We start from the raw sequence: 18121 nt of genomic DNA, 5'->3' as shown, positions 1-18121 counted from the left end.
ATATTATTCATATATATTATAATTGAAAAGCAAACTGAACACGTTCGCATGATTTTTTTATGAGAACCGTTTGGAAGAAATGAATGAACGAATCCAAGGACGCCCAAATTTTATACTAACTTACAAAATAAGAAAAGCTTTCCACCAAAGGGAAAGCTTTCGTCTCATGTATTTATTTTTTATTTTGCTGTGACTTCTGGTTTTTTTGTCTTACTGATTGTGGATCAGTTTCTTCAGAGAACTCAGTACCGAATTGACCCGGTTGAGCTTGAGCTGCCTGTTGGTTTTGTTTTTTTACTTTTTCTACATTAGTTCCCGCTGGGGATTTACGATTAGCCATTGATATCACCTCCGCAGTTATTAACTTAACCAACTTGAGAAAAGTTATCCAAATCTGCGGATTGGTATTATGTGGAATTTATAATTTGGATAAAAACTCCTTAATTTTTATATGTGAAACTGAGAATGGATATCGATCGAGTTCCATATGAGAAACAAATTGAAGAGGTGAATCTGTAATTACCGCGTCGATTATAACAGCTTCATAAACCGTTAAATCCCAAACTTTATGAGAGAAGACATGTTTAACTTCACCTATTTTTTTCTCCCGTTTAATTTCTATGCCATGTTTTGTGTAAAACATTTTCTCAAGTACATCCAAATGGCAGCTAATCATCGGAAACTGCCACATATTTGCTAGTAAACCTTTATTTGGACGCTGTTCTATTCCTATATTTCCTTCTTTATCTCGTAAAATTAAAACATTATAAGCAACTGTTTTTTGTTTTTTATGTTTTTGCTTAACAGGAAGTGTTTCTTGTACTCCTGCATGGAATGCTCGGCATTCTTCTTGTACTGGACATAATAAACAGCTGGGTGATCTCGGGGTACAAACTAGCGCTCCAAGTTCCATCAAACCTTGGTTAAATGAAGAAGGATCCGTTTCACATATTAGTTCACGTACAATATTTTCAAATCTTTTTTTGACTCGTTGCTCACTAATATTATCTTTTATTAATAAAATGCGGGAGAGTACACGCATCACATTTCCATCTACTGCAGGTTCAGGTTGGTTAAAAGCAATGGAGGATATAGCTCCTTTTGTATACGATCCAATCCCCTTTAATTCTCCAAGCTGTTTTAGATTTTGGGGAACTTCTCCACCGTATGTAGCAACTACTTCTCGTGCTGCTTCTAATAAATTTCTTGCCCGTGAATAATAACCTAGACCTTCCCAATCTTTTAAAACTTCCTGTTCGTCCGCTTTTGCTAAATCATGAATTGTTGGATAATGATCCATAAATTTCTCATAATAAGGAATAACGGTATCTACTTTAGTTTGTTGAAGCATAATTTCTGATACCCAAACTTTATATGGATCACTTGTCCTTCGCCAAGGTAGTTCTCGTTTATTTTCCAAATACCAAGATATAAGTTTTTTTTGAAACAAAAAATTGTCAAATTTATGTAACGCTTTATCACTCACATTATCACCTCTATATGTTACAATTAGTTTAAAAGTATTTAGCTTAAGAGGAGGACATTTTCAATATATGGATACAGGAACCCATGTTGTCATGGGAATTGCATTAGGGGGGCTTGCAACACTAGACCCCGTTGTAGCGAATGATCCGGCCTTATTTAATGCTGTGTTAGTCGGTACACTTGTCGGTTCCCAAGCACCAGATTTTGATACTATTTTAAAATTAAAAAACAATGCAGTCTATATTCGTAATCACCGTGGTTTAACACATTCCATTCCTGCAGTAATTTTTTGGGGCATCTTTATTTCAGCAATTATTTACTTATTTGCACCAGAAATTAATTTCCTCCATCTTTGGCTTTGGACTTTTTTTGCTGTGATCGTTCACGTATTTGTTGATATTTTCAATGCCTACGGAACACAAGCTTTTCGGCCTTTTTCACATAAATGGGTAGCATTAGGTTTTATAAACACATTTGACCCATATATTTTCTTTCTGCATGTTGGAGGAATTATTGCTTGGATATTAGGGGCAAATCCCGGCACAACTTTCTTAATTATTTATGCTGTGATCATCCTCTACTATATTAAACGTTATTTTGATAAAAGGGAAATTGTTAAAAAGATTGAAGAATACTTTCCCAATACAGAACAAGTAGCTACTTCACCGACAATGAAGCAAAATTACTGGCGTGTAGCGGTCACGACAAAAGATCGTTACTATGTAGGGAATGTAGACAACGGACATATTCAATTAATGGATGAATTTGAAAGAATTGATTTACCTAAATCGGAAATTATTGAGATAGCTAAAACAGATAAAAACATTGAAGCTTTTCTATCATTTTCTCCCGTTTACCGTTGGGAAATAGTTGAATACGAATGGTTTACGGAAGTACGTTTTATTGATTTACGTTATCGTTCAAAAGGGTATTATCCTTTCGTTGCCGTTGCGCAAATTGATGATAACTTAAGTATTATTAGCTCATATACTGGCTGGATTTTTTCTGAACAAAAATTGCAGAAAAAGTTATTTTTCGAAGATAATCCTACTTAAATGGAATATAGCGGGACAAAAAGAAAGTGAAGCGTTTTTTTGGATCTGAGATCCAGCAAATGCGCTTCACTATTTTTATTTCTTTTCTAATACTTTATCACCGAGCATCGCGATTGGTAAGGCTTCTTCTTTCTCTAACTGTTCACCAAGCAAATTTATGCGATGTCCCCAAGCCATAACACCATTAATATAATTGATTTTAAAGGTATACCCCGGATCCCCATTCAATTCGTGAATAGCTTCTGGATGAAATTCGTCTGGGTTCAACATATAAGACGATACAACTTGCATTTTTCTTTCATATATCGCAACTTTATTAATTTCACCTAATTGCTCCGCTTTCTGAACTTTTTCTTTTAATTCTCCAAGCTCCTGTCGCAACTGCTCTACAGTATAATCACTATAACGATAGTTCATTTTTTCATCCCCTTACATGGTTTATTTTACAACTATTTGTCCAATTTCGCTATATATTCGTTAATTAAATCCCCTTGAAAACCTCGTTGATATAAACTTGCTTTTAATTTCATGATTAATTCATTATCTTGGTATTTTTTTTCATAACGTCTATATATTTTCTTTGCCTGTACTTCTAAAGCTGCTAATTCTGCTTCTTTGTCAATTGGTGGTTTAATTTCATCAAAAACTTCATTTACCACATCGCTGTCAAAACCTTTTTGCATTAGTTTAATTTTGAGTGCTTCATTTTGTTTCTTATATGATTTATTACTCTTTCGCTTTAACTGTTTTTGTGCCCATTTTAACGCAATTTGACATTGTCTTTCGTAACTGTACAGAGTAATTGCTTCATTTGCTGTTTCCGCTTTTACTCCTTTGTCCGTTAATTCTTTTACGATTAGTCTTGGTCCTTTAGATGTTTGGCTCATTCTATCCCTAACAAAAGCTTTCGCAAATTCTATATCATTTATATATTTTTCCTTTTCAAGTCTTGCAATAATTTCATCAATTATACTTGGTGCAACTTCTTGCTTTTTTAAATAATTGCGCATTTCCTGTTTCGACCTCATCCGATAACTTAAAAAACGGATAGCTTCAACGTAAAAACAGTGCCATGTTTCATTTTCTCTTATTGTTTCAATCTCTTCTTCTGTTAACGTTAACCCTTTTCGTAAATTAAATTTTATAAAAATATCTTCCGTAACACTAAACGCATAATTATCATTTAAAAAAATATTATATCGATCGGATGATTTTTTCTGTTTAGAAATTTTTGTAATCGTTGGCAATTGACTCACCTCTGTCTATATCATAACATGAATATAAAGAGATGCAGTTTATTTTAAGGGAGGCGGTTAGATGAATATATTAATGACCGGTGGAACTGGTTTTATTGGAAGTCGTTTTGTAAACAAATTAGTTAATGAAGGTCATCATGTTTATGTAATAACCCGTTATCCTAGAACGCATAAAGATACTGAATCCGTATCTTATATTAGTTTTGAATATCCAGTAAGGAGGTTACCAACTATCCATGCTGTAGTCAATTTGGCAGGCGAATCTCTATTCGGTTATTGGTCTAAAAAGAAAAAAGAAATGATTTATGCTAGCCGCATAGAAGCAACAGAACGATTGGTTAATATGATGCTACAGATGGAAAAGAAACCGAAAGTAATTTTGTCAGGATCAGCAATTGGATATTACGGCACTCAGAGTAATAAAATTTTCACAGAAAATACGACCCATCCGAGCGATGACTTTTTGGCTTCCGTCGTCTCTACTTGGGAAAATACTGCTCAACATGCAGAAGATCTAGGCATCCGGACTGTTTATACAAGATTTGGTGTTGTTTTGGATCGAGATAATGGAGCACTACCGCTAATGACAATGCCGATTAAATTATTTATAGGTGGAAAAATCGGTGATGGCAAACAGTGGATTTCTTGGATTCATATTAGTGACTGTATTAACTTGCTTTATTATGCTTTGGTTGAACCATCGATAAAAGGGCCAATTAATGTTACTGCCCCAAATCCACAGCGCAATATTGAATTTATTAAAACGCTTGCCCGAGTTTTACGGCGTCCTGCGCTAATCTGTACACCCGCTCCAATTTTGCAAATTGCTTTAGGTGACATGCATCAACTTATAACAAAAGGGCAATATATTATTCCACAAAAAGCGATTGATCAACAGTTTACATTTCAGTATCCCTATTTAGAAGAGGCACTTCAACATATCTTTAATAGGAACTAATTGGATTTTCCGTTTGTTCCACATGTGTATATTGTTTACGTTGCAGCATTCATAAACTGCGACATAAGAGTCTACTTGTTATGCTATGTATCAACTCTATATCCAGGGGGGCAACTCATATATTGCGAAACGACTCGACGTCTTGGAAAATGACTCGACATCTTTGGATTCGACTCGACGTCTTGGAAAATGACTCGACATCTTTGGATTCGACTCGACGTCTTGGAAAATGACTCGACGTCTTTGGAATCGACTCGACATCTTGGAAATCGACTCGACGTCTTGGAAAATGACTCGACATCTTGGAAAATGACTCGACATCTTTGGAATCGACTCGACATCTTGGAAATCGACTCGACGTCTTTGGAAAATGACTCGACATCTTGGAAATCGACTCGACGTCTTTGGAAAATGACTCGACATCTTGGAAAATGACTCGACATCTTTGGAATCGACTCGACGTCTTGGAGAATGACTCGACATCTTTGGAATCGACTCGACGTCTTGGAAATCGACTCGACGTCTTGGAAAATGACTCGACATCTTTGGAATCGACTCGACGTCTTGGAAAATGACTCGACATCTTTGGATTCGACTCGACGTCTTGGAAAATGACTCGACATCTTTGGATTCGACTCGACGTCTTGGAAAATGACTCGACGTCTTTGGAATCGACTCGACATCTTGGAAATCGACTCGACGTCTTGGAAAATGACTCGACATCTTTGGAATCGACTCGACGTCTTTGGAATCGACTCGACTTCTTTGGAATCGACTCGACTTCTTTGGAATCGACTCGACGTCTTGGAGAATGACTCGACATCTTGGAAATCGACTCGACGTCTTGGAGGTCGAGTCATTCTTTCCAGTGATAATTAAATAGTTACATCACAGTTTACTTCAACTGTATAAATCAACTACTAAATGGATCACCTTCGACTAATACATCAATATTTCAACCAAAAATTTTATGAAGTTGAACCTATCTATTAATATATTGATCGAATATCCTATTTCCTTAAATCAATACAACTTTTTGCTATATCTATATTTCTCTAATTCGGGAAATTTTTCATCTAACTTTCTTAAGCAATTACATTAGTAACTTTCCTTATTCCGATTTTTGTCTCGGTGGATTTTTTTGACCAATCTCATTTATGCCTATATGTGTTCCATCATCAGAATGATTAAAGTCTATATCTTCTATCGCTCTTCCTTATTCGTCGTAATACCTTCTTTGTTTCACAGTACCTGATGAGAATTGGGTTTCCCTATACCTGGTGAGCTTTTTTTTTACTTCGTAGTACTTAGTCAGTTTTTAGACACTTCACAGACGAAGCATATATTAAATCCTGCGAAACATTGGATAAACTAAAACGTGAAGTTAAGAGCTATATGACCTACTACAACAACTACGGAATCAATGGAATTTAAAGAAGATGACCCCAGTCCAATATAGGAATCATCTTTTCAATGTAGCTTAAAGTCTTTTTTGTCCTTTACAAAGGGTACATTTCAAATAAATCATGTCCTTTTTAACAAAATTTATATTTCAACAAAATCAATGGTGAAGTTCTCCATTTTCAAAAGTACGTTCTCATCATCCAGTTCATAAAAGAGATCAACATCTTTTTCCTCAATATTTAATAAAATTGGTACGACACTATCTCTCTCCAAAATACCCATATACTCTTCTCGCAAATCAACTGCAACATCATTAAAGATGTATTCTCCATCTTTTGTTCCTAAAGTCAAGTCAAAAATAATCTTTTGAATCGGCTTTTCGAGTCGGTTAATTACAAAACATAAAACAGCTGGTTCGCCTTCATTGTTCTCCAAAATACTATACGGATATAGACTGAAATCATTTGGCGCACCCATCTGTGGATTCGCTTTAATCACTTCTGAAACTGCTTGATAAAACTCATTGTTATCCACCGTGATTCCCGCTTGTTTATCAACATTTAACACTTGGAGAGTTAAATCTCCATTTGATTCTGTTGCCATTTTCCCCATCCTTTGCTATTTTAATCCGCTAATCTATGTGTATATTTTTCTAATAAACTTACTTCTTGATCCGTTAATTCTTCTTCTTCTGCAAATACTTTCAGTTTCAACTCCACCCACTGTATATCTTCATCTCCACGAAGGATATGATACATTGGAGAACATATTTGCAACTCGTTTTCGATGGCATATGTAAAAATTTTCTCATATCCAATTTCTGTGTTTTTCTGAAAATCCCCTTTTACTCTCGTCATCAACATTCCATCAATATAAAAATAAGATTGGAATAATAAACGAGTATCTCTAGGAACATAGGTCTGCTCAACTGGAATATAGAAGTCTACATTCATTATCTCTTCTAAAGGAGCATTATGCAATGCATAAAACAACGGTCCATTAATCGACAGTCCTGCATGAACAAGTTTATCGTTGAAATCATCTAATGCACGTTCGAAATCCGTATAATGAATTTCATAGGAATGCCAAACAACATTCCGGTACATAATTCGTTCACCTTCTATTACCATGATGTGTTGTCACCTGCTTCCACTTTCGCATAAATATCAATAATGACATCATCAAACAAATCAAATGTCACGTGGTAAAAAGCAGGATCAAGCTTCCAATCTTTTTCTTTTGCATAGTTTTCTAATAAAGTGTATGCATCTTCCAATTCCTCTGTCTCTGAACAACGAACATAAATAGCCGGTCCTATCTCCAATACATCTACTTGTTCAAAAAAAGCATCTTTTGGTACATCAACTTGCGAGTTTAGACCAATATAATACGTATATGTACCGTAATTTGGATCGTCCTCTTGATCTTTCATTTTAAAAATAACCGGGCTCGTATAATAGATATCTTCATTCACCAAATTATGTCGTAATCCCAAAATTGGTTTAAACCAATCTTCATGCGGAATGACCTCATTTACACAAATTACATTCTGAATGATTAATGAACCTTCTCTAACGATCATATAAAATTTCCTCCTGTTAATTCAAACTTGATTTATTTTTTTAGTATTTGGCGGATTTACCCGAAATGACGGAAAACGAATGATACAATAAGCACCTATAACAAATTCGACTGCCCCTATCATTACAGCAATATAGAGGAATGTAAATATACCTGTTCCAAATAATATCTCATTTTCTCCTAATAATTCATTTGACCGTGTTAGAAGCGTTTGCAGCCATATAAGAGACACCTATCATTATAAGTGAAAAAAACATAAAAGCACCTAGAAATACACGAATACTCCCGGGTGAAAGTCGGCCTTCTTTAATTTCATCCTTAACATCTAGAAAGTCTTTTTCTGTTAACTGAGACATTTAATCTTTCAATCCCTTACGATTTGTTAGTTCTAGCATTCTTCTCTGAAGATGGGGAGTTTACTCGAAAAGATGGAAAACGAATCAAGCAATAAGCTCCCATTACAAATTCAACGGCCCCTATCAATATAGCAGTTAATATTACCAAATCAACTCCAAGTATAAATAGAATATCACCGTCTCCTAACAGATCATGTTTAAAGATGTACCCTGTCGCAGAAACTAGTAAAAAAAGCACTGGAACAAAAGCATATAGTAAAGCATTCCCATTTTTCTCTTTTTCCTTCTTCTTTTTCGGCTTTAAATCGCTAAATTCTCTTCTGATTAAATAAAAATGCAACCCAAACCCAAAAATTACTATAGCTAAAGTCAAAGGTACATATTGTTCATAAACCCCATCATTTTTAGCAAACATTAAAGCAGTTATCAAAGGATCTAATGCTAATTTATACGTGAAAACAACATAACTTATATTTAACAACATTTGCGTCCAATCACTTTTTCCTTTGACTAAAAATATAAGGATAAGTTGCAGTATAAACAAAATTGCTTGCAACCAGAATACAGACTTCCAAAAAACGGATAAATTTGTCCAACCAATTACAGAATCACTTACACTTACTACAGTGAAAGCAACTCCTACAAATATTAATGAAACAAACATAAAAATACCTAAGTAAAGTCGAACGCTATCTGGAGAAAGCCGTCCTTCTTTAAGTTCTTCTTTAATATCCAAGAATTCTTTTTCTGTTAACTGAGACATATCATTGATTCATTCCTTCTTCTCTCTTCAAACGATTTTCTTCTTATTTGAAGGTGGATTTACCCGAAATGACGGAAAACGAATGACACAGTAGGCTCCCATCACAAATTCTATTGCCCCGATTAACAAAGCAATATATATAAAAGTGAAAATTCCCATTCCAACTAATACATCGTTTTCTCCTAGTAAATCATTCTTGATAATATACCCTGTTACAGAAACAAGGAGAAAAAGAACTGGTATAAATACATATAGTTGATTCCCTCTTTTCTCATTTGCTTTATCCTTTTCTTTTTTTATTCCCTTAAAAGAACGCCAAACAAGAAATAAGTGAAGTAAAAAGCCAAGTATTATAATTAATATTATTAACGGAGCAAAAATCTCATAGACTCCCCTATCTTTAGCAAACATAGACATGGCGACAAATGGATCTAAAGCCATCTTATATGTATAAAACACATAACTAATAGTCAATACAATATGTGTCCAATTATTTTTCCCATGAATTAAAATGATGATTGCCAGTTGGATAAAGAACAGAACAGCTTCTAAGATAAAGACGCTTTTCCAAAAGCTCGATAAATTTTCCCATCCAATTACCGAATTGCTTGCGTTTGCAGCTATATAAGCAATCCCCACTGCAAGCAACGAAAAAAACATAAAGACTCCCAATCCTCCACGTATAGTAGCAGGAGAAAGCCGTCCTTCTTTCATTTCATCTTTAATATTCAGAAAGTCTTTTTCAGTTAATTTTGCCATGTCATACGTTCATTCCTCTTTTCTGCTCAAGCATTTTTCTTCTTAGGTGAAGGCGGATTTACTCTAAACGATGGGAAGCGTATGACACAATAGGCTGCTTTTACAAATTCGACTGCACCAATTAACACCGCAACAAAAAGAAACGTACAAATACCTAAACCAAATAAAATTTCATATTCCCCTAATATCTCATTCTTAAATATATATCCAGTAATAGATACTAGAAAAAATATAATAGGTAGCGAAACGTAAATTAATCTACCACTTTTACCTTTCTCATTTTCTTTATTCGCTTCGACTTTCTTATTTTTAAGGGATCGATAAACTAGATAGAAATGAAAGGCAAAACCACCTATTATCACAATTAAAATTATAGGTGATAATTCCTCATAAACACCGTCATTCATTGCAAACATCGATAAGGTGACATAAATGTCCAAAACCATTTTATACGTATAAAACACATAACTTATACTTAAAAGAACATGTGACCAACCACTTTTCCCTCTAACAAAAAACACCAAAATGATTTGTAAGAGAAAAAGAATTAATTGTAATTTAAAAACAGTTTGCCAAAACCCCGATAAATTTTCCCAACCAATAACGCTACTGGCCGATGCGGCTACTGCAAATGCTACCCCTATCGCTAAAGCGGAAAAAAACATAAAAGTTCCGAGACCTACTCGCATATTTCCTGGAGAAAGCCGTCCATTATTGATTTCTTTTCTAATATCTATGAAATCTTTTTCTGTTAATTTAGACATTCACAGGCTCACTCCTTTCTTTCAAGCATTTTTCTTCTTAGTTGAAGGAGGATTCACTCTAAACGATGGAAAACGAATGACACAATAGGCGCCTTTTACAAATTCTATAGCACCGATTAAGATAGCTATAAACACTAGTGTACTTATTCCAACTCCAAATAGAATCTCATTTTCACCCAACAAATCATTGTTAACAATATATCCTGTAATAGAAGCTACCAAAAAAACAAATGGTATTAACACGGTAAACGAAGACTTATTATTTTTCTCTTTTTTTACTTCTCTATTTATACTTTGCTCATTTCTAATGTTTTGAAAAGCTTTGAAAACTAAATAAAAATGCAGAATGAATCCTAGTAATATAATAATTCCAACTAAGGGTGCATATTCATTATATACTCCCCTATCTTTTGCAAACATTAACGTCATAATGAACGGATCCAAAACTGTTTTATAGGTATATAATACAAAGCTTACATTTAGCGCGATTTGACTCCTATTACTGCGACCTCGAGCGATAAATATTAAAAACAGCTGGAGAATAAAAAGTACTACTTGTAACTTAAAAATTGTTTGCCAAAAAAATGATAAATTCTCCCAGCCAATTACTGTATTACTTGCATTTACAACCATATAAGCGATCCCTATCATAAGTGCAGAAAAAAACATAAAAGCACCTAAACCAAAACGAATACCTTCTGGAGAAATCCTTCCTGTTTTAAGCTCTTCCTTTATATCTGGAAAGTCTTTTTCAGTTAACTGCTTCACGGTATTTTCAATCCTTTCTTACTTAAACCAACCCATCACTTTACTTACCACTTTATTTGTTTTCTCTTTAACATGGTCTAAAGTACTTTTTGGTGGCTTACCCATCTTCATATTTAAACTGTAACCTACTAGAGCTCCTACTCCAGCTCCAACTACGGTACCTATAGGCGGTACAATAAGAGAACCTACAGCAGCCCCTGTTGCTGCAGCAACACTGCTTCCTGCAATGTCTACCGCAGATCCAACAATTGCTTTTTGTGTATTACCTTTATGTTGGTTGAAATTATCTGCGATATGAAGTCCGGCACCTAAAGGTCCTGCTAACTTCCCTATTTTCCCTAACACATTTAGTCCTTTCGTTTTTCCTTTAACCTCGTCAACAACTGTGGTCATAAGTGTTTGTGGCTTTTTCCAGTTCGTTTGGGTGATTATGTTTTTCGTAGTTTTAACTTTATCACCTATGAATTCATTTCCGAAAGTTTTCATCATACTCAATGCTTTCTGGCCAGGTGGTAATTTTTTAAAGTCTTGGTACTTCTGTAAATCAAGGAGTCTAGCAAACTCCTTTTTCATGGCGTTTTTTCCACGAATATCAGTAAAAGGAGCTGATTGCAATGCTTTTAATGGATTCATCTTTCCTTTTACAATTTGTTTTGCAACATCCATAAACTGCCTATTGGTAACTCTATATATGTTTGTATTGGTCAAAAGGTTATTATAACGGATGTAAGAATCTTGATCTAAGTGTAAGCCTGTTTTCAAAAACTTACTTCTTTCATCCCTTGTCATCGTTTTTAAAATAATCGCCATGGATCCAACTTGAGATGCCATTCCAGTATAGCTCGAGTATTTAAAATAATTCTTTGCAATATCTCCCCAATCGCTCACTTTTTCTAACGATGTTTTATCGCGTCGGCTATCCACCCATTTATCAAGTTTTTCTTTCGCTTTTTTAGAATCTCCTATATAAAACTCTGTAAATCTTTCTTCACCCTTTTTCGCTTGAGCATTATTCATTAACAATTGAATATGCTTCAACATCTCCCTCATTTTGGCAGTGTCAGCCTGATTAGAAAAATCGCCCATATTCTGAACAAGATCATTAATAATTCGAGTAAGAATATTTTTTTTCGTTGTTATCTCGTGAAAATTTGGTTTGATCACACTGACGAGATCAGAAACACTGTTAATCGTCTGATTAATTTCTTGAGAAAGAGATTCAAAATCTGAGTATGTCGATTCAATGGTTTCTTTTTGTTCCTCTATATACGATTGATATACTTTCGCCCCTTCACTTGAATCCACTATTAGCGTGATTTAACTCCTATTACTGCGACCTCGAACGATAAAAACAGCTGGAGAATAAAAAGGACTACTTGTAACTTAAAAACTGTTTACCAAAAAATGATAAATTCTCCCAGCCAATTACTATATTACTTGCATTACAACCATATAAGCGATCCCTATCATAAGTGCAGAAAAAAACAAAAAAGCACCTAAACCAGCACGAATACCTTCTGAAGAAATCCTTCCAGTTTTGAGCTCTTCCTTTATGTCTGGAAAGTCTTTTTCAGTTAACGCCATAGCTTCGATTCATTCCTTCTTCTCTTCAAGCATTTTTCTTTTTCGTTGAAGGAGGATTTACCCGAAATGACGGAAAACGAATGATACAATAAGCACCTATAACAAATTCGACTGCCCCTATCATTACAGCAATATAGAGGAATGTAAATACACCTGTTCCAAATAATATCTCATTTTCTCCTAATAATTCATTTTTGATGATGTAACCTGTAATAGAAACGAGCAAAAATAGAATTGGAATAAAAGCATACATGATATTTCCTCTTTTTTCTTTTTTTTGACTTTTAATTCTTTAAAAGTACGCCTAATTAGATATACGTGTAACAAAAATCCAACAATAATAACTGTGACAGAGATAGGGAGAAATGTTTCATAAACACCGTCATTCATTGCAAACATTGACATTACAACAAAAGGATCTAAGACCATTTTATACGTATAAACGACATAACTAATAATTAATAACATTTGTGTCCAGTTACTTTTACCTCGAACAAGAAATATTAATATAAGCTGAAATAAAAATAGAGCTGCCTGTAACCAAAATACAGATTTCCAGAAAACGGATAAATTATCCCAACCAATTACGCTACTACTTGAAGCTGCAACCGCGAAAGCTATTCCTATCATAAGTGCCGAGAAGAACATAAATACTCCTAAGTAAAATCGAACACTGTCTGGAGAAAGTCGACCGTCTTTAATTTCATCTTTAATATCTAGAAAGTCTTTTTCTGACAACTGAGTCATTTAATCTTTCAATCCCTTACGATTTGTTAGTTCTAGCATTCTTCTCTGAAGATGGGGAGTTTACTCGAAAAGATGGAAAACGAATCAAGCAATAAGCTCCCATTACAAATTCAACGGCCCCAATCAATATAGCAGTTGAGGTTACTAACACAACTCCAAGTAAAAATAGAGTGTCACCGTCTCCCAACAGATCATGTTTAAAGATGTATCCTGTCGCAGAAACTAGTAAAAAAAGCACTGGAACAAAAGCATACAGTAAAGCATTCCCATTTTTCTCTTTTTTCTTTTTCTTTTTCGGCTTTAAATCACTAAATTCTCTTCTGATTAAATAAAAATGCACTCCAAACCCAAAAATAACTATAGCTAAAGCCAAAGGTGCATATTGTTCATAAACTCCATCGTTTTTAGTAAACATTAAAGTCATTATTAAAGGATCTAATGCTAATTTATACGTGAAAACAACATAACTTATATTTAACAACATTTGCGTCCAATCACTTTTTCCTTTGACTAAAAATAAGGATAAGTTGCAGTATAAACAAAATTCCTTGCAACCAGAATACAGACTTCCAAAAAACAGATAAATTTGTCCAACCAATTACAGAATCACTTACACTTACTACAGTAAAAGCAATTCCTACACATATTAATGATACAAACATGAAAATACCTAAGTAAAGTCGAACGCTGTCTGGAGAAAGACGTCCTTCTTTAAGTTCTTCTTTGATATCCAAGAATTCTTTTTCTGTTAGCTGAGACATATCATTGATTCATTCCTTCTTCTCTCTTCAAGCGTTTTTCTTCTTATTTGAAGGTGGATTTACCCGAAATGACGGAAAACGAATGACACAGTAGGCTCCCATCACAAATTCGACTGCCCCTATCATTACAGCAATATAGAGGAATGTAAATATACCTGTTCCAAATAATATCTCATTTTCTCCTAATAATTCATTTTTGATGATGTAACCTGTAATAGAAACGAGCAAAAATAGAATTGGAATAAATGCGTACGAGATTTTTCCATTTTTCTCTTTCTTCCTCTTGTTGCTTTTTTCTTTTTTTAAATCTTTAAAAGAACGCTGAATCAGATAAAGGTGTAACAAAAAACCAACAATAATAATAATGATAAATATAGGAGCAAAGGTCTCATAAACGCCACGATCCATTGCAAACATTGACATTAAAACAAATGGATCTAAAACCATTTTATACGTGTAAATCACATAACTTATAATTAAAATTATTTGTGTGAAATTAATTTTACCCTTAACAAAGAAAATTAATATCAATTGGAATCCAAATAGAACTACTTGTGACCAGAATACAGTTTGCCAAAAAGTTGATAAATTTTCCCAACCAATGACCGTGTTAGAAGCGTTTGCAGCTATATAAGAGACACCTATCATTATAAGTGAAAAAAACATAAACGCACCTAGAAATACACGAATACTCCCAGGTGAAAGTCGGCCGTCTTTAATTTCATCCTTAACATCTAAAAATTCTTGTTCAGTTAATTGCGTCAAAATACTTTCATTCCCTTCTATTTAAACCAACCTTTTATCTTATTAATTGCCTTATCTGTACCTCCTTTGATATGATCTAACGTACTTTTTGGTGGTTTTCCTAATTTCATGTTTAATGCAAAGTTTATTCCTATCCCCACTCCTGCACCAACTACCGTTCCAATTGGAGGTAGGAAAGCTGATCCAATAGCAGCTCCTGTAGCCGTTGCAACACTGCTTCCCGCAATATCTACAGCAGACCCAACAATTGCTTTTTGCGGGTTTCCTTTATGCTCATTAAAATTATCTGCAATCTGTAGACCTGCACCTAAAGGGCCTGCTAACTTCCCAATTTTCCCTAAAACATTTAGTCCCTTTGTCTTTCCTTTTACTTCTTCTAAAGCGCCTTTCATAAGAGTTTGTGGTTTTTTCCAATTTGTTTGATTAATTAAATTTTGGGTTATCTTTACTTTGTTACCATACAGTTCCTTTCCAAAGGTTTTAAACATTGATTTGGCTCTACCTTTAATAGGTAAGCTTTTAAATTCCTGGAATCTTTTCAAGTCCAGGCTTCTCATAAATTCACTTTTCATCAGCTTATGGGCAAAATCGCTCCCGGCTAAACTAGGATTAGGCAAAGTTGAATAAGGTGCTAAATTTTTAATAGCTTGAATTGGATTGATTCGTTGTTTTGTTACTTGTTTGAAAACCTGCATAAAATGCTTGTTGGGTAGTTTATAAATATTACTCAAAGCTAACCGGTTATTGTACCGGATATAATTCATCGTTGAGAAAGAATGTAATCCTGTTTTCCTCAACGCTCTAGAATGCTCTTTCCCCATATGTCTCAAGATAGAATACATGGTTATTCCTTGAGTAGCTACATTTGTATAATTACTATACTTAAATATATTTTTAACAACTTTTCCTCCACTTGCTAATTTCTCAAGTGAAGTTTTCTCTCGTTTACTATCCACCCATTTATCAAGTTTCTTTTTCGCTTTTGCAGAATCTCCTCTATAAAACTCTGTAAATCGTTCTTCACCCTTTTTCGCTTGAGCATTATTCATTAACAATTGAATATGCTTCAACATCTCCCTCATTTTGGCAGTGTCAGCCTGATTAGAAAAATCGCCCATATTCTGAACAAGATCATTAATAATTCGAGTAAGAATATTTTTTTTCGTTGTTATCTCGTGAAAATTTGGTTTGATCACACTGACGAGATCAGAAACACTGTTAATCGTCTGATTAATTTCTTGAGAAAGAGATTCAAAATCTGAGTATGTCGATTCAATGGTTTCTTTTTGTTCCTCTATATACGATTGATATACTTTCGCCCCTTCACTTGAATCCACTTTTCCTAAAAAGTCGCTAATATTTTGATTAGAATCTGCATCTATTTCAATGAGAAGTTGCTGAAAAGCTTCAATGATTGATTGATGGAGTTCTGCAAAATAATATTTCGCAATCTCAGCAGACTTCCCTTTAAACGATTCCAATGTGTCCAAACTCCCGATTTCCCTTTTAACCGTGGCAAGGCTTGCTTCAGCTTTTGCTTGCCCTTGTGAAATCTTATCTGATAAGGCAATCACTTCTGGCAAATCAACTTTAAGACTCAATTTTCATCTTCCTTCCTCTAAACATGAATCGGCTTATAGCTACCGGAGCTTGCAGCTGCTGATTGATTCGATGCAAGTTTATTATCTTGTTCCTGTAGGGATTCACCCACATTTTCTAATACATCAATGTCTTTTTTAAAATGCGCTTTATATGCGTCTAATTGATTGATCAGCAGGATGAGCACTTCTAAATTTTCGGTAAAAGGCTTTAAATTTGTAGTTTCAAACGTTTCACCTGTGCTGATTCCTGTATCAACCTCAGCAATTGAGGAATTCAAGCTTGACACATTAGAATTAAATTCAGCCATATCTATACTGATTTTCCCCATTTTATCACTCCTTCTCAGCTTGACTAATTTGTCGATTTAAACTTTCTAGTGTGCTTGTTAAATTACCTAAACCGGCTCTTGCATTAGTTAAGTCAATTTGAACTCGACTTATTTCTTCGTCTATATCACTTTTAGCTGTTTCTGTTTTTGTAATATAATTTTGAGTATTTGTCTTATACTGCTCATAATGAGTATCAAACTCTGACTTTTCTTTCCCCTTCCACATGTTTCCATCGTTTTGTAGATTGGCAATTGTAGACTTAATCGTGTTTAATTCACTTATTTGCCCATTTAATGCATTAGATGCAGTTTTTAATCTGTTTAATTTGTCTTTTAAATCTGTGATCCTCATCCTGGCATTACTCATTCCCTGAAGAGTAGTTGATCTCCTACTTTTTAAAGTTTGTAAATTAACTCCCACTTGTTGGCCTCCTTCTATTTTTTTCGTATATGTATAGTTAACTTTTGGCCGAATTCACCAACCAAAATAGTAAGTTTAACAGGTGGAAAGTTGCTGACTGACAAACTCCAACCCTAAATATTTTTTAATAAACGTTTCCTTTATTTTTCCTTCGATAGGTGGAACTACATAGTTATAAAAGTATAGTTCTCCCATTCTAATTTTCTTTTAGAATATCATTTTTGGAAAATAAATACATGGGGATTAAGATATGGGAAAATATTACTAAAGTAGCGAGATTTCCTTACATTTTTCAAAATACAAACTTGACGTGGTTTACTATCCAGGGATCAGTGAAAAGGTAAAACTATATTTTTGTCGTTAGCCATACCAAAAAGACTGGAAACTATATCTTTCAACAGATGAATCCTTGTCATTGGTGGAAATGCTTAAAATCTATTCGATTCACTTGCCTATCGAGGTTTTTTTCAAAGAATCCAAACTGTTGCTTCTCCTTAACTTCTAATGTTAAATTTTCTTTTACCATATTTTTCTAGTATGTAAATATAAAAGAATAGTAAGTGTGGCAGCTTTATTTATATGTCACCGCAACCAATCTCGTATTCAAATTACCCCTTGAAAGGCATATAGCCAATAAAGGTTAATAGAGTATTAATCTATGAATGTGAAAACACGAAAAAGCATTTGTTGCTATTTTAGACAATCAAGTGCTTTTAGTTTATTTATTTTCTAAGTTTTATTAATAATTGCGAGTTTTATAAGTT

Annotated in this window: 23 protein-coding genes and 2 pseudogenes; 4 read left to right on the top strand and 21 right to left on the bottom strand. The window is 34.1% G+C overall.

The window, feature by feature from the left end; genetic code table 11:
* Window positions 1-172 precede the first annotated feature (172 nt).
* Complete coding sequence (locus SPD89_RS20430; RefSeq protein WP_336263785.1) at window positions 173-340, bottom strand: gamma-type small acid-soluble spore protein; 168 nt, start codon at window positions 338-340, stop codon at window positions 173-175.
* A gap of 78 nt (window positions 341-418) precedes the next feature.
* Complete coding sequence (gene mutY / locus SPD89_RS20425; protein ID WP_336263784.1) at window positions 419-1486, bottom strand: A/G-specific adenine glycosylase; 1068 nt, start codon at window positions 1484-1486, stop codon at window positions 419-421.
* A 67-nt stretch (window positions 1487-1553) separates the two neighbouring features.
* On the opposite strand from mutY, the gene SPD89_RS20420 reads away from it, so the two are divergent.
* Entirely contained in the window at window positions 1554-2540 is a 987-nt protein-coding gene (locus SPD89_RS20420) for a metal-dependent hydrolase (protein WP_336263783.1), read from the top strand.
* Window positions 2541-2615: 75 nt separating this feature from the next.
* On the opposite strand, the gene SPD89_RS20415 is transcribed toward SPD89_RS20420, so the two are convergent.
* Complete coding sequence (locus SPD89_RS20415; protein WP_336263782.1) at window positions 2616-2957, bottom strand: YfhH family protein; 342 nt, start codon at window positions 2955-2957, stop codon at window positions 2616-2618.
* A gap of 32 nt (window positions 2958-2989) precedes the next feature.
* The gene (gene recX / locus SPD89_RS20410; RefSeq protein ID WP_336263781.1) at window positions 2990-3787 is read right to left on the bottom strand and encodes a recombination regulator RecX; all 798 of its coding nucleotides are present in this window, start codon (window positions 3785-3787) and stop codon (window positions 2990-2992) included.
* 70 nt (window positions 3788-3857) lie between these two features.
* Between recX and SPD89_RS20405 the strand changes: the two genes are divergently transcribed.
* Together SPD89_RS20405 and SPD89_RS20400 are read left to right on the top strand one after the other, a co-directional pair.
* Window positions 3858-4754, top strand: a complete 897-nt coding sequence (locus SPD89_RS20405) for a TIGR01777 family oxidoreductase (RefSeq protein ID WP_336263780.1) — start codon at window positions 3858-3860, stop codon at window positions 4752-4754.
* A 1311-nt stretch (window positions 4755-6065) separates the two neighbouring features.
* Window positions 6066-6238 (top strand): annotated as a pseudogene (locus tag SPD89_RS20400) (IS3 family transposase); the annotation flags it as partial.
* A gap of 61 nt (window positions 6239-6299) precedes the next feature.
* Here the strand turns inward: SPD89_RS20400 and SPD89_RS20395 are convergent.
* The 17 genes from SPD89_RS20395 to SPD89_RS20315 all read right to left on the bottom strand — a co-directional run bounded on the left by SPD89_RS20395 (window position 6300) and on the right by SPD89_RS20315 (window position 17357).
* Entirely contained in the window at window positions 6300-6761 is a 462-nt protein-coding gene (locus tag SPD89_RS20395) for a hypothetical protein (protein WP_336263779.1), read from the bottom strand.
* Window positions 6762-6781: 20 nt separating this feature from the next.
* On the bottom strand, window positions 6782-7288 hold the full coding sequence (locus tag SPD89_RS20390) for a DUF5085 family protein (RefSeq protein WP_336263778.1): 507 nt from the start codon (window positions 7286-7288) through the stop codon (window positions 6782-6784).
* A complete protein-coding gene (locus SPD89_RS20385; RefSeq protein ID WP_336263777.1) occupies window positions 7282-7740 on the bottom strand; it encodes a DUF5085 family protein in 459 nt (152 codons plus the stop codon). The genes SPD89_RS20390 and SPD89_RS20385 overlap by 7 nt, the downstream gene beginning before the upstream one ends.
* A 187-nt stretch (window positions 7741-7927) precedes the next feature.
* On the bottom strand, window positions 7928-8095 hold the full coding sequence (locus SPD89_RS20380) for a hypothetical protein (protein ID WP_336263776.1): 168 nt from the start codon (window positions 8093-8095) through the stop codon (window positions 7928-7930).
* Between the two features lie 16 nt (window positions 8096-8111).
* Entirely contained in the window at window positions 8112-8858 is a 747-nt protein-coding gene (locus tag SPD89_RS20375; protein ID WP_336263775.1) for a hypothetical protein, read from the bottom strand.
* A gap of 27 nt (window positions 8859-8885) precedes the next feature.
* The gene (locus tag SPD89_RS20370; protein WP_336263774.1) at window positions 8886-9617 is read right to left on the bottom strand and encodes a hypothetical protein; all 732 of its coding nucleotides are present in this window, start codon (window positions 9615-9617) and stop codon (window positions 8886-8888) included.
* A 26-nt stretch (window positions 9618-9643) separates the two neighbouring features.
* Window positions 9644-10381, bottom strand: coding sequence for a hypothetical protein (locus tag SPD89_RS20365; RefSeq protein ID WP_336263773.1), 738 nt, complete (start codon window positions 10379-10381; stop codon window positions 9644-9646).
* A 21-nt stretch (window positions 10382-10402) separates the two neighbouring features.
* Window positions 10403-11149, bottom strand: a complete 747-nt coding sequence (locus tag SPD89_RS20360) for a hypothetical protein (RefSeq protein WP_336263772.1) — start codon at window positions 11147-11149, stop codon at window positions 10403-10405.
* 18 nt (window positions 11150-11167) lie between these two features.
* The gene (locus tag SPD89_RS20355; RefSeq protein ID WP_336263771.1) at window positions 11168-12454 is read right to left on the bottom strand and encodes a T7SS effector LXG polymorphic toxin; all 1287 of its coding nucleotides are present in this window, start codon (window positions 12452-12454) and stop codon (window positions 11168-11170) included.
* Between the two features lie 123 nt (window positions 12455-12577).
* Window positions 12578-12733, bottom strand: a complete 156-nt coding sequence (locus tag SPD89_RS20350; protein ID WP_336263770.1) for a hypothetical protein — start codon at window positions 12731-12733, stop codon at window positions 12578-12580.
* Between the two features lie 180 nt (window positions 12734-12913).
* A complete protein-coding gene (locus SPD89_RS20345) occupies window positions 12914-13480 on the bottom strand; it encodes a hypothetical protein (RefSeq protein WP_336263769.1) in 567 nt (188 codons plus the stop codon).
* Between the two features lie 16 nt (window positions 13481-13496).
* Window positions 13497-13964 carry a hypothetical protein gene (locus SPD89_RS20340; protein ID WP_336263768.1) on the bottom strand — a complete coding sequence of 156 codons (468 nt, stop codon included), beginning with the start codon at window positions 13962-13964 and terminating at the stop codon, window positions 13497-13499.
* A gap of 10 nt (window positions 13965-13974) precedes the next feature.
* Window positions 13975-14241: a hypothetical protein gene (locus SPD89_RS20335; protein ID WP_336263767.1), complete on the bottom strand. Its 267-nt coding sequence runs from the start codon at window positions 14239-14241 to the stop codon at window positions 13975-13977.
* 27 nt (window positions 14242-14268) lie between these two features.
* Window positions 14269-15006 (bottom strand): hypothetical protein, encoded by a 738-nt coding sequence (locus SPD89_RS20330; protein WP_336263766.1) that lies wholly within the window; start codon window positions 15004-15006, stop codon window positions 14269-14271.
* Between the two features lie 17 nt (window positions 15007-15023).
* A complete protein-coding gene (locus tag SPD89_RS20325; protein ID WP_336263765.1) occupies window positions 15024-16607 on the bottom strand; it encodes a T7SS effector LXG polymorphic toxin in 1584 nt (527 codons plus the stop codon).
* Between the two features lie 17 nt (window positions 16608-16624).
* Window positions 16625-16936: a TIGR04197 family type VII secretion effector gene (locus SPD89_RS20320; RefSeq protein ID WP_336263764.1), complete on the bottom strand. Its 312-nt coding sequence runs from the start codon at window positions 16934-16936 to the stop codon at window positions 16625-16627.
* A gap of 4 nt (window positions 16937-16940) precedes the next feature.
* Window positions 16941-17357 (bottom strand): YwqH-like family protein, encoded by a 417-nt coding sequence (locus tag SPD89_RS20315; protein ID WP_336263763.1) that lies wholly within the window; start codon window positions 17355-17357, stop codon window positions 16941-16943.
* 313 nt (window positions 17358-17670) lie between these two features.
* Here SPD89_RS20315 and SPD89_RS23275 point away from each other — a divergent pair.
* Window positions 17671-17853, top strand: a pseudogene (locus SPD89_RS23275) (IS4 family transposase); the annotation flags it as partial.
* Window positions 17854-18121 lie beyond the last annotated feature (268 nt).

It is taken from the genome of Pseudogracilibacillus sp. SO30301A, assembly GCF_037072025.1.
Classification (GTDB): Bacteria; Bacillota; Bacilli; order Bacillales; family Amphibacillaceae; genus Pseudogracilibacillus.
This window is presented reverse-complemented; position numbering and strand designations above follow the sequence as displayed.

What these genes read in the sequence shown, in the direction of transcription:
- SPD89_RS20350 (WP_336263770.1), bottom strand. Translation starts at nt 12,733, where the DNA reads ATGGCGTTAACTGAAAAAGACTTTCCAGACATAAAGGAAGAGCTCAAA.
- SPD89_RS20420 (WP_336263783.1), top strand. Translation starts at nt 1,554, where the DNA reads ATGGATACAGGAACCCATGTTGTCATGGGAATTGCATTAGGGGGGCTT.
- SPD89_RS20395 (WP_336263779.1), bottom strand. Translation starts at nt 6,761, where the DNA reads ATGGCAACAGAATCAAATGGAGATTTAACTCTCCAAGTGTTAAATGTT.
- SPD89_RS20405 (WP_336263780.1), top strand. Translation starts at nt 3,858, where the DNA reads ATGAATATATTAATGACCGGTGGAACTGGTTTTATTGGAAGTCGTTTT.
- SPD89_RS20365 (WP_336263773.1), bottom strand. Translation starts at nt 10,381, where the DNA reads ATGTCTAAATTAACAGAAAAAGATTTCATAGATATTAGAAAAGAAATC.
- SPD89_RS20340 (WP_336263768.1), bottom strand. Translation starts at nt 13,964, where the DNA reads ATGTTGTTAAATATAAGTTATGTTGTTTTCACGTATAAATTAGCATTA.
- SPD89_RS20390 (WP_336263778.1), bottom strand. Translation starts at nt 7,288, where the DNA reads ATGGTAATAGAAGGTGAACGAATTATGTACCGGAATGTTGTTTGGCAT.
- SPD89_RS20370 (WP_336263774.1), bottom strand. Translation starts at nt 9,617, where the DNA reads ATGGCAAAATTAACTGAAAAAGACTTTCTGAATATTAAAGATGAAATG.
- SPD89_RS20415 (WP_336263782.1), bottom strand. Translation starts at nt 2,957, where the DNA reads ATGAACTATCGTTATAGTGATTATACTGTAGAGCAGTTGCGACAGGAG.
- SPD89_RS20430 (WP_336263785.1), bottom strand. Translation starts at nt 340, where the DNA reads ATGGCTAATCGTAAATCCCCAGCGGGAACTAATGTAGAAAAAGTAAAA.
- SPD89_RS20320 (WP_336263764.1), bottom strand. Translation starts at nt 16,936, where the DNA reads ATGGGGAAAATCAGTATAGATATGGCTGAATTTAATTCTAATGTGTCA.
- SPD89_RS20385 (WP_336263777.1), bottom strand. Translation starts at nt 7,740, where the DNA reads ATGATCGTTAGAGAAGGTTCATTAATCATTCAGAATGTAATTTGTGTA.
- SPD89_RS20345 (WP_336263769.1), bottom strand. Translation starts at nt 13,480, where the DNA reads ATGACTCAGTTGTCAGAAAAAGACTTTCTAGATATTAAAGATGAAATT.
- SPD89_RS20375 (WP_336263775.1), bottom strand. Translation starts at nt 8,858, where the DNA reads ATGTCTCAGTTAACAGAAAAAGAATTCTTGGATATTAAAGAAGAACTT.
- SPD89_RS20380 (WP_336263776.1), bottom strand. Translation starts at nt 8,095, where the DNA reads ATGTCTCAGTTAACAGAAAAAGACTTTCTAGATGTTAAGGATGAAATT.
- SPD89_RS20335 (WP_336263767.1), bottom strand. Translation starts at nt 14,241, where the DNA reads ATGTCTCAGCTAACAGAAAAAGAATTCTTGGATATCAAAGAAGAACTT.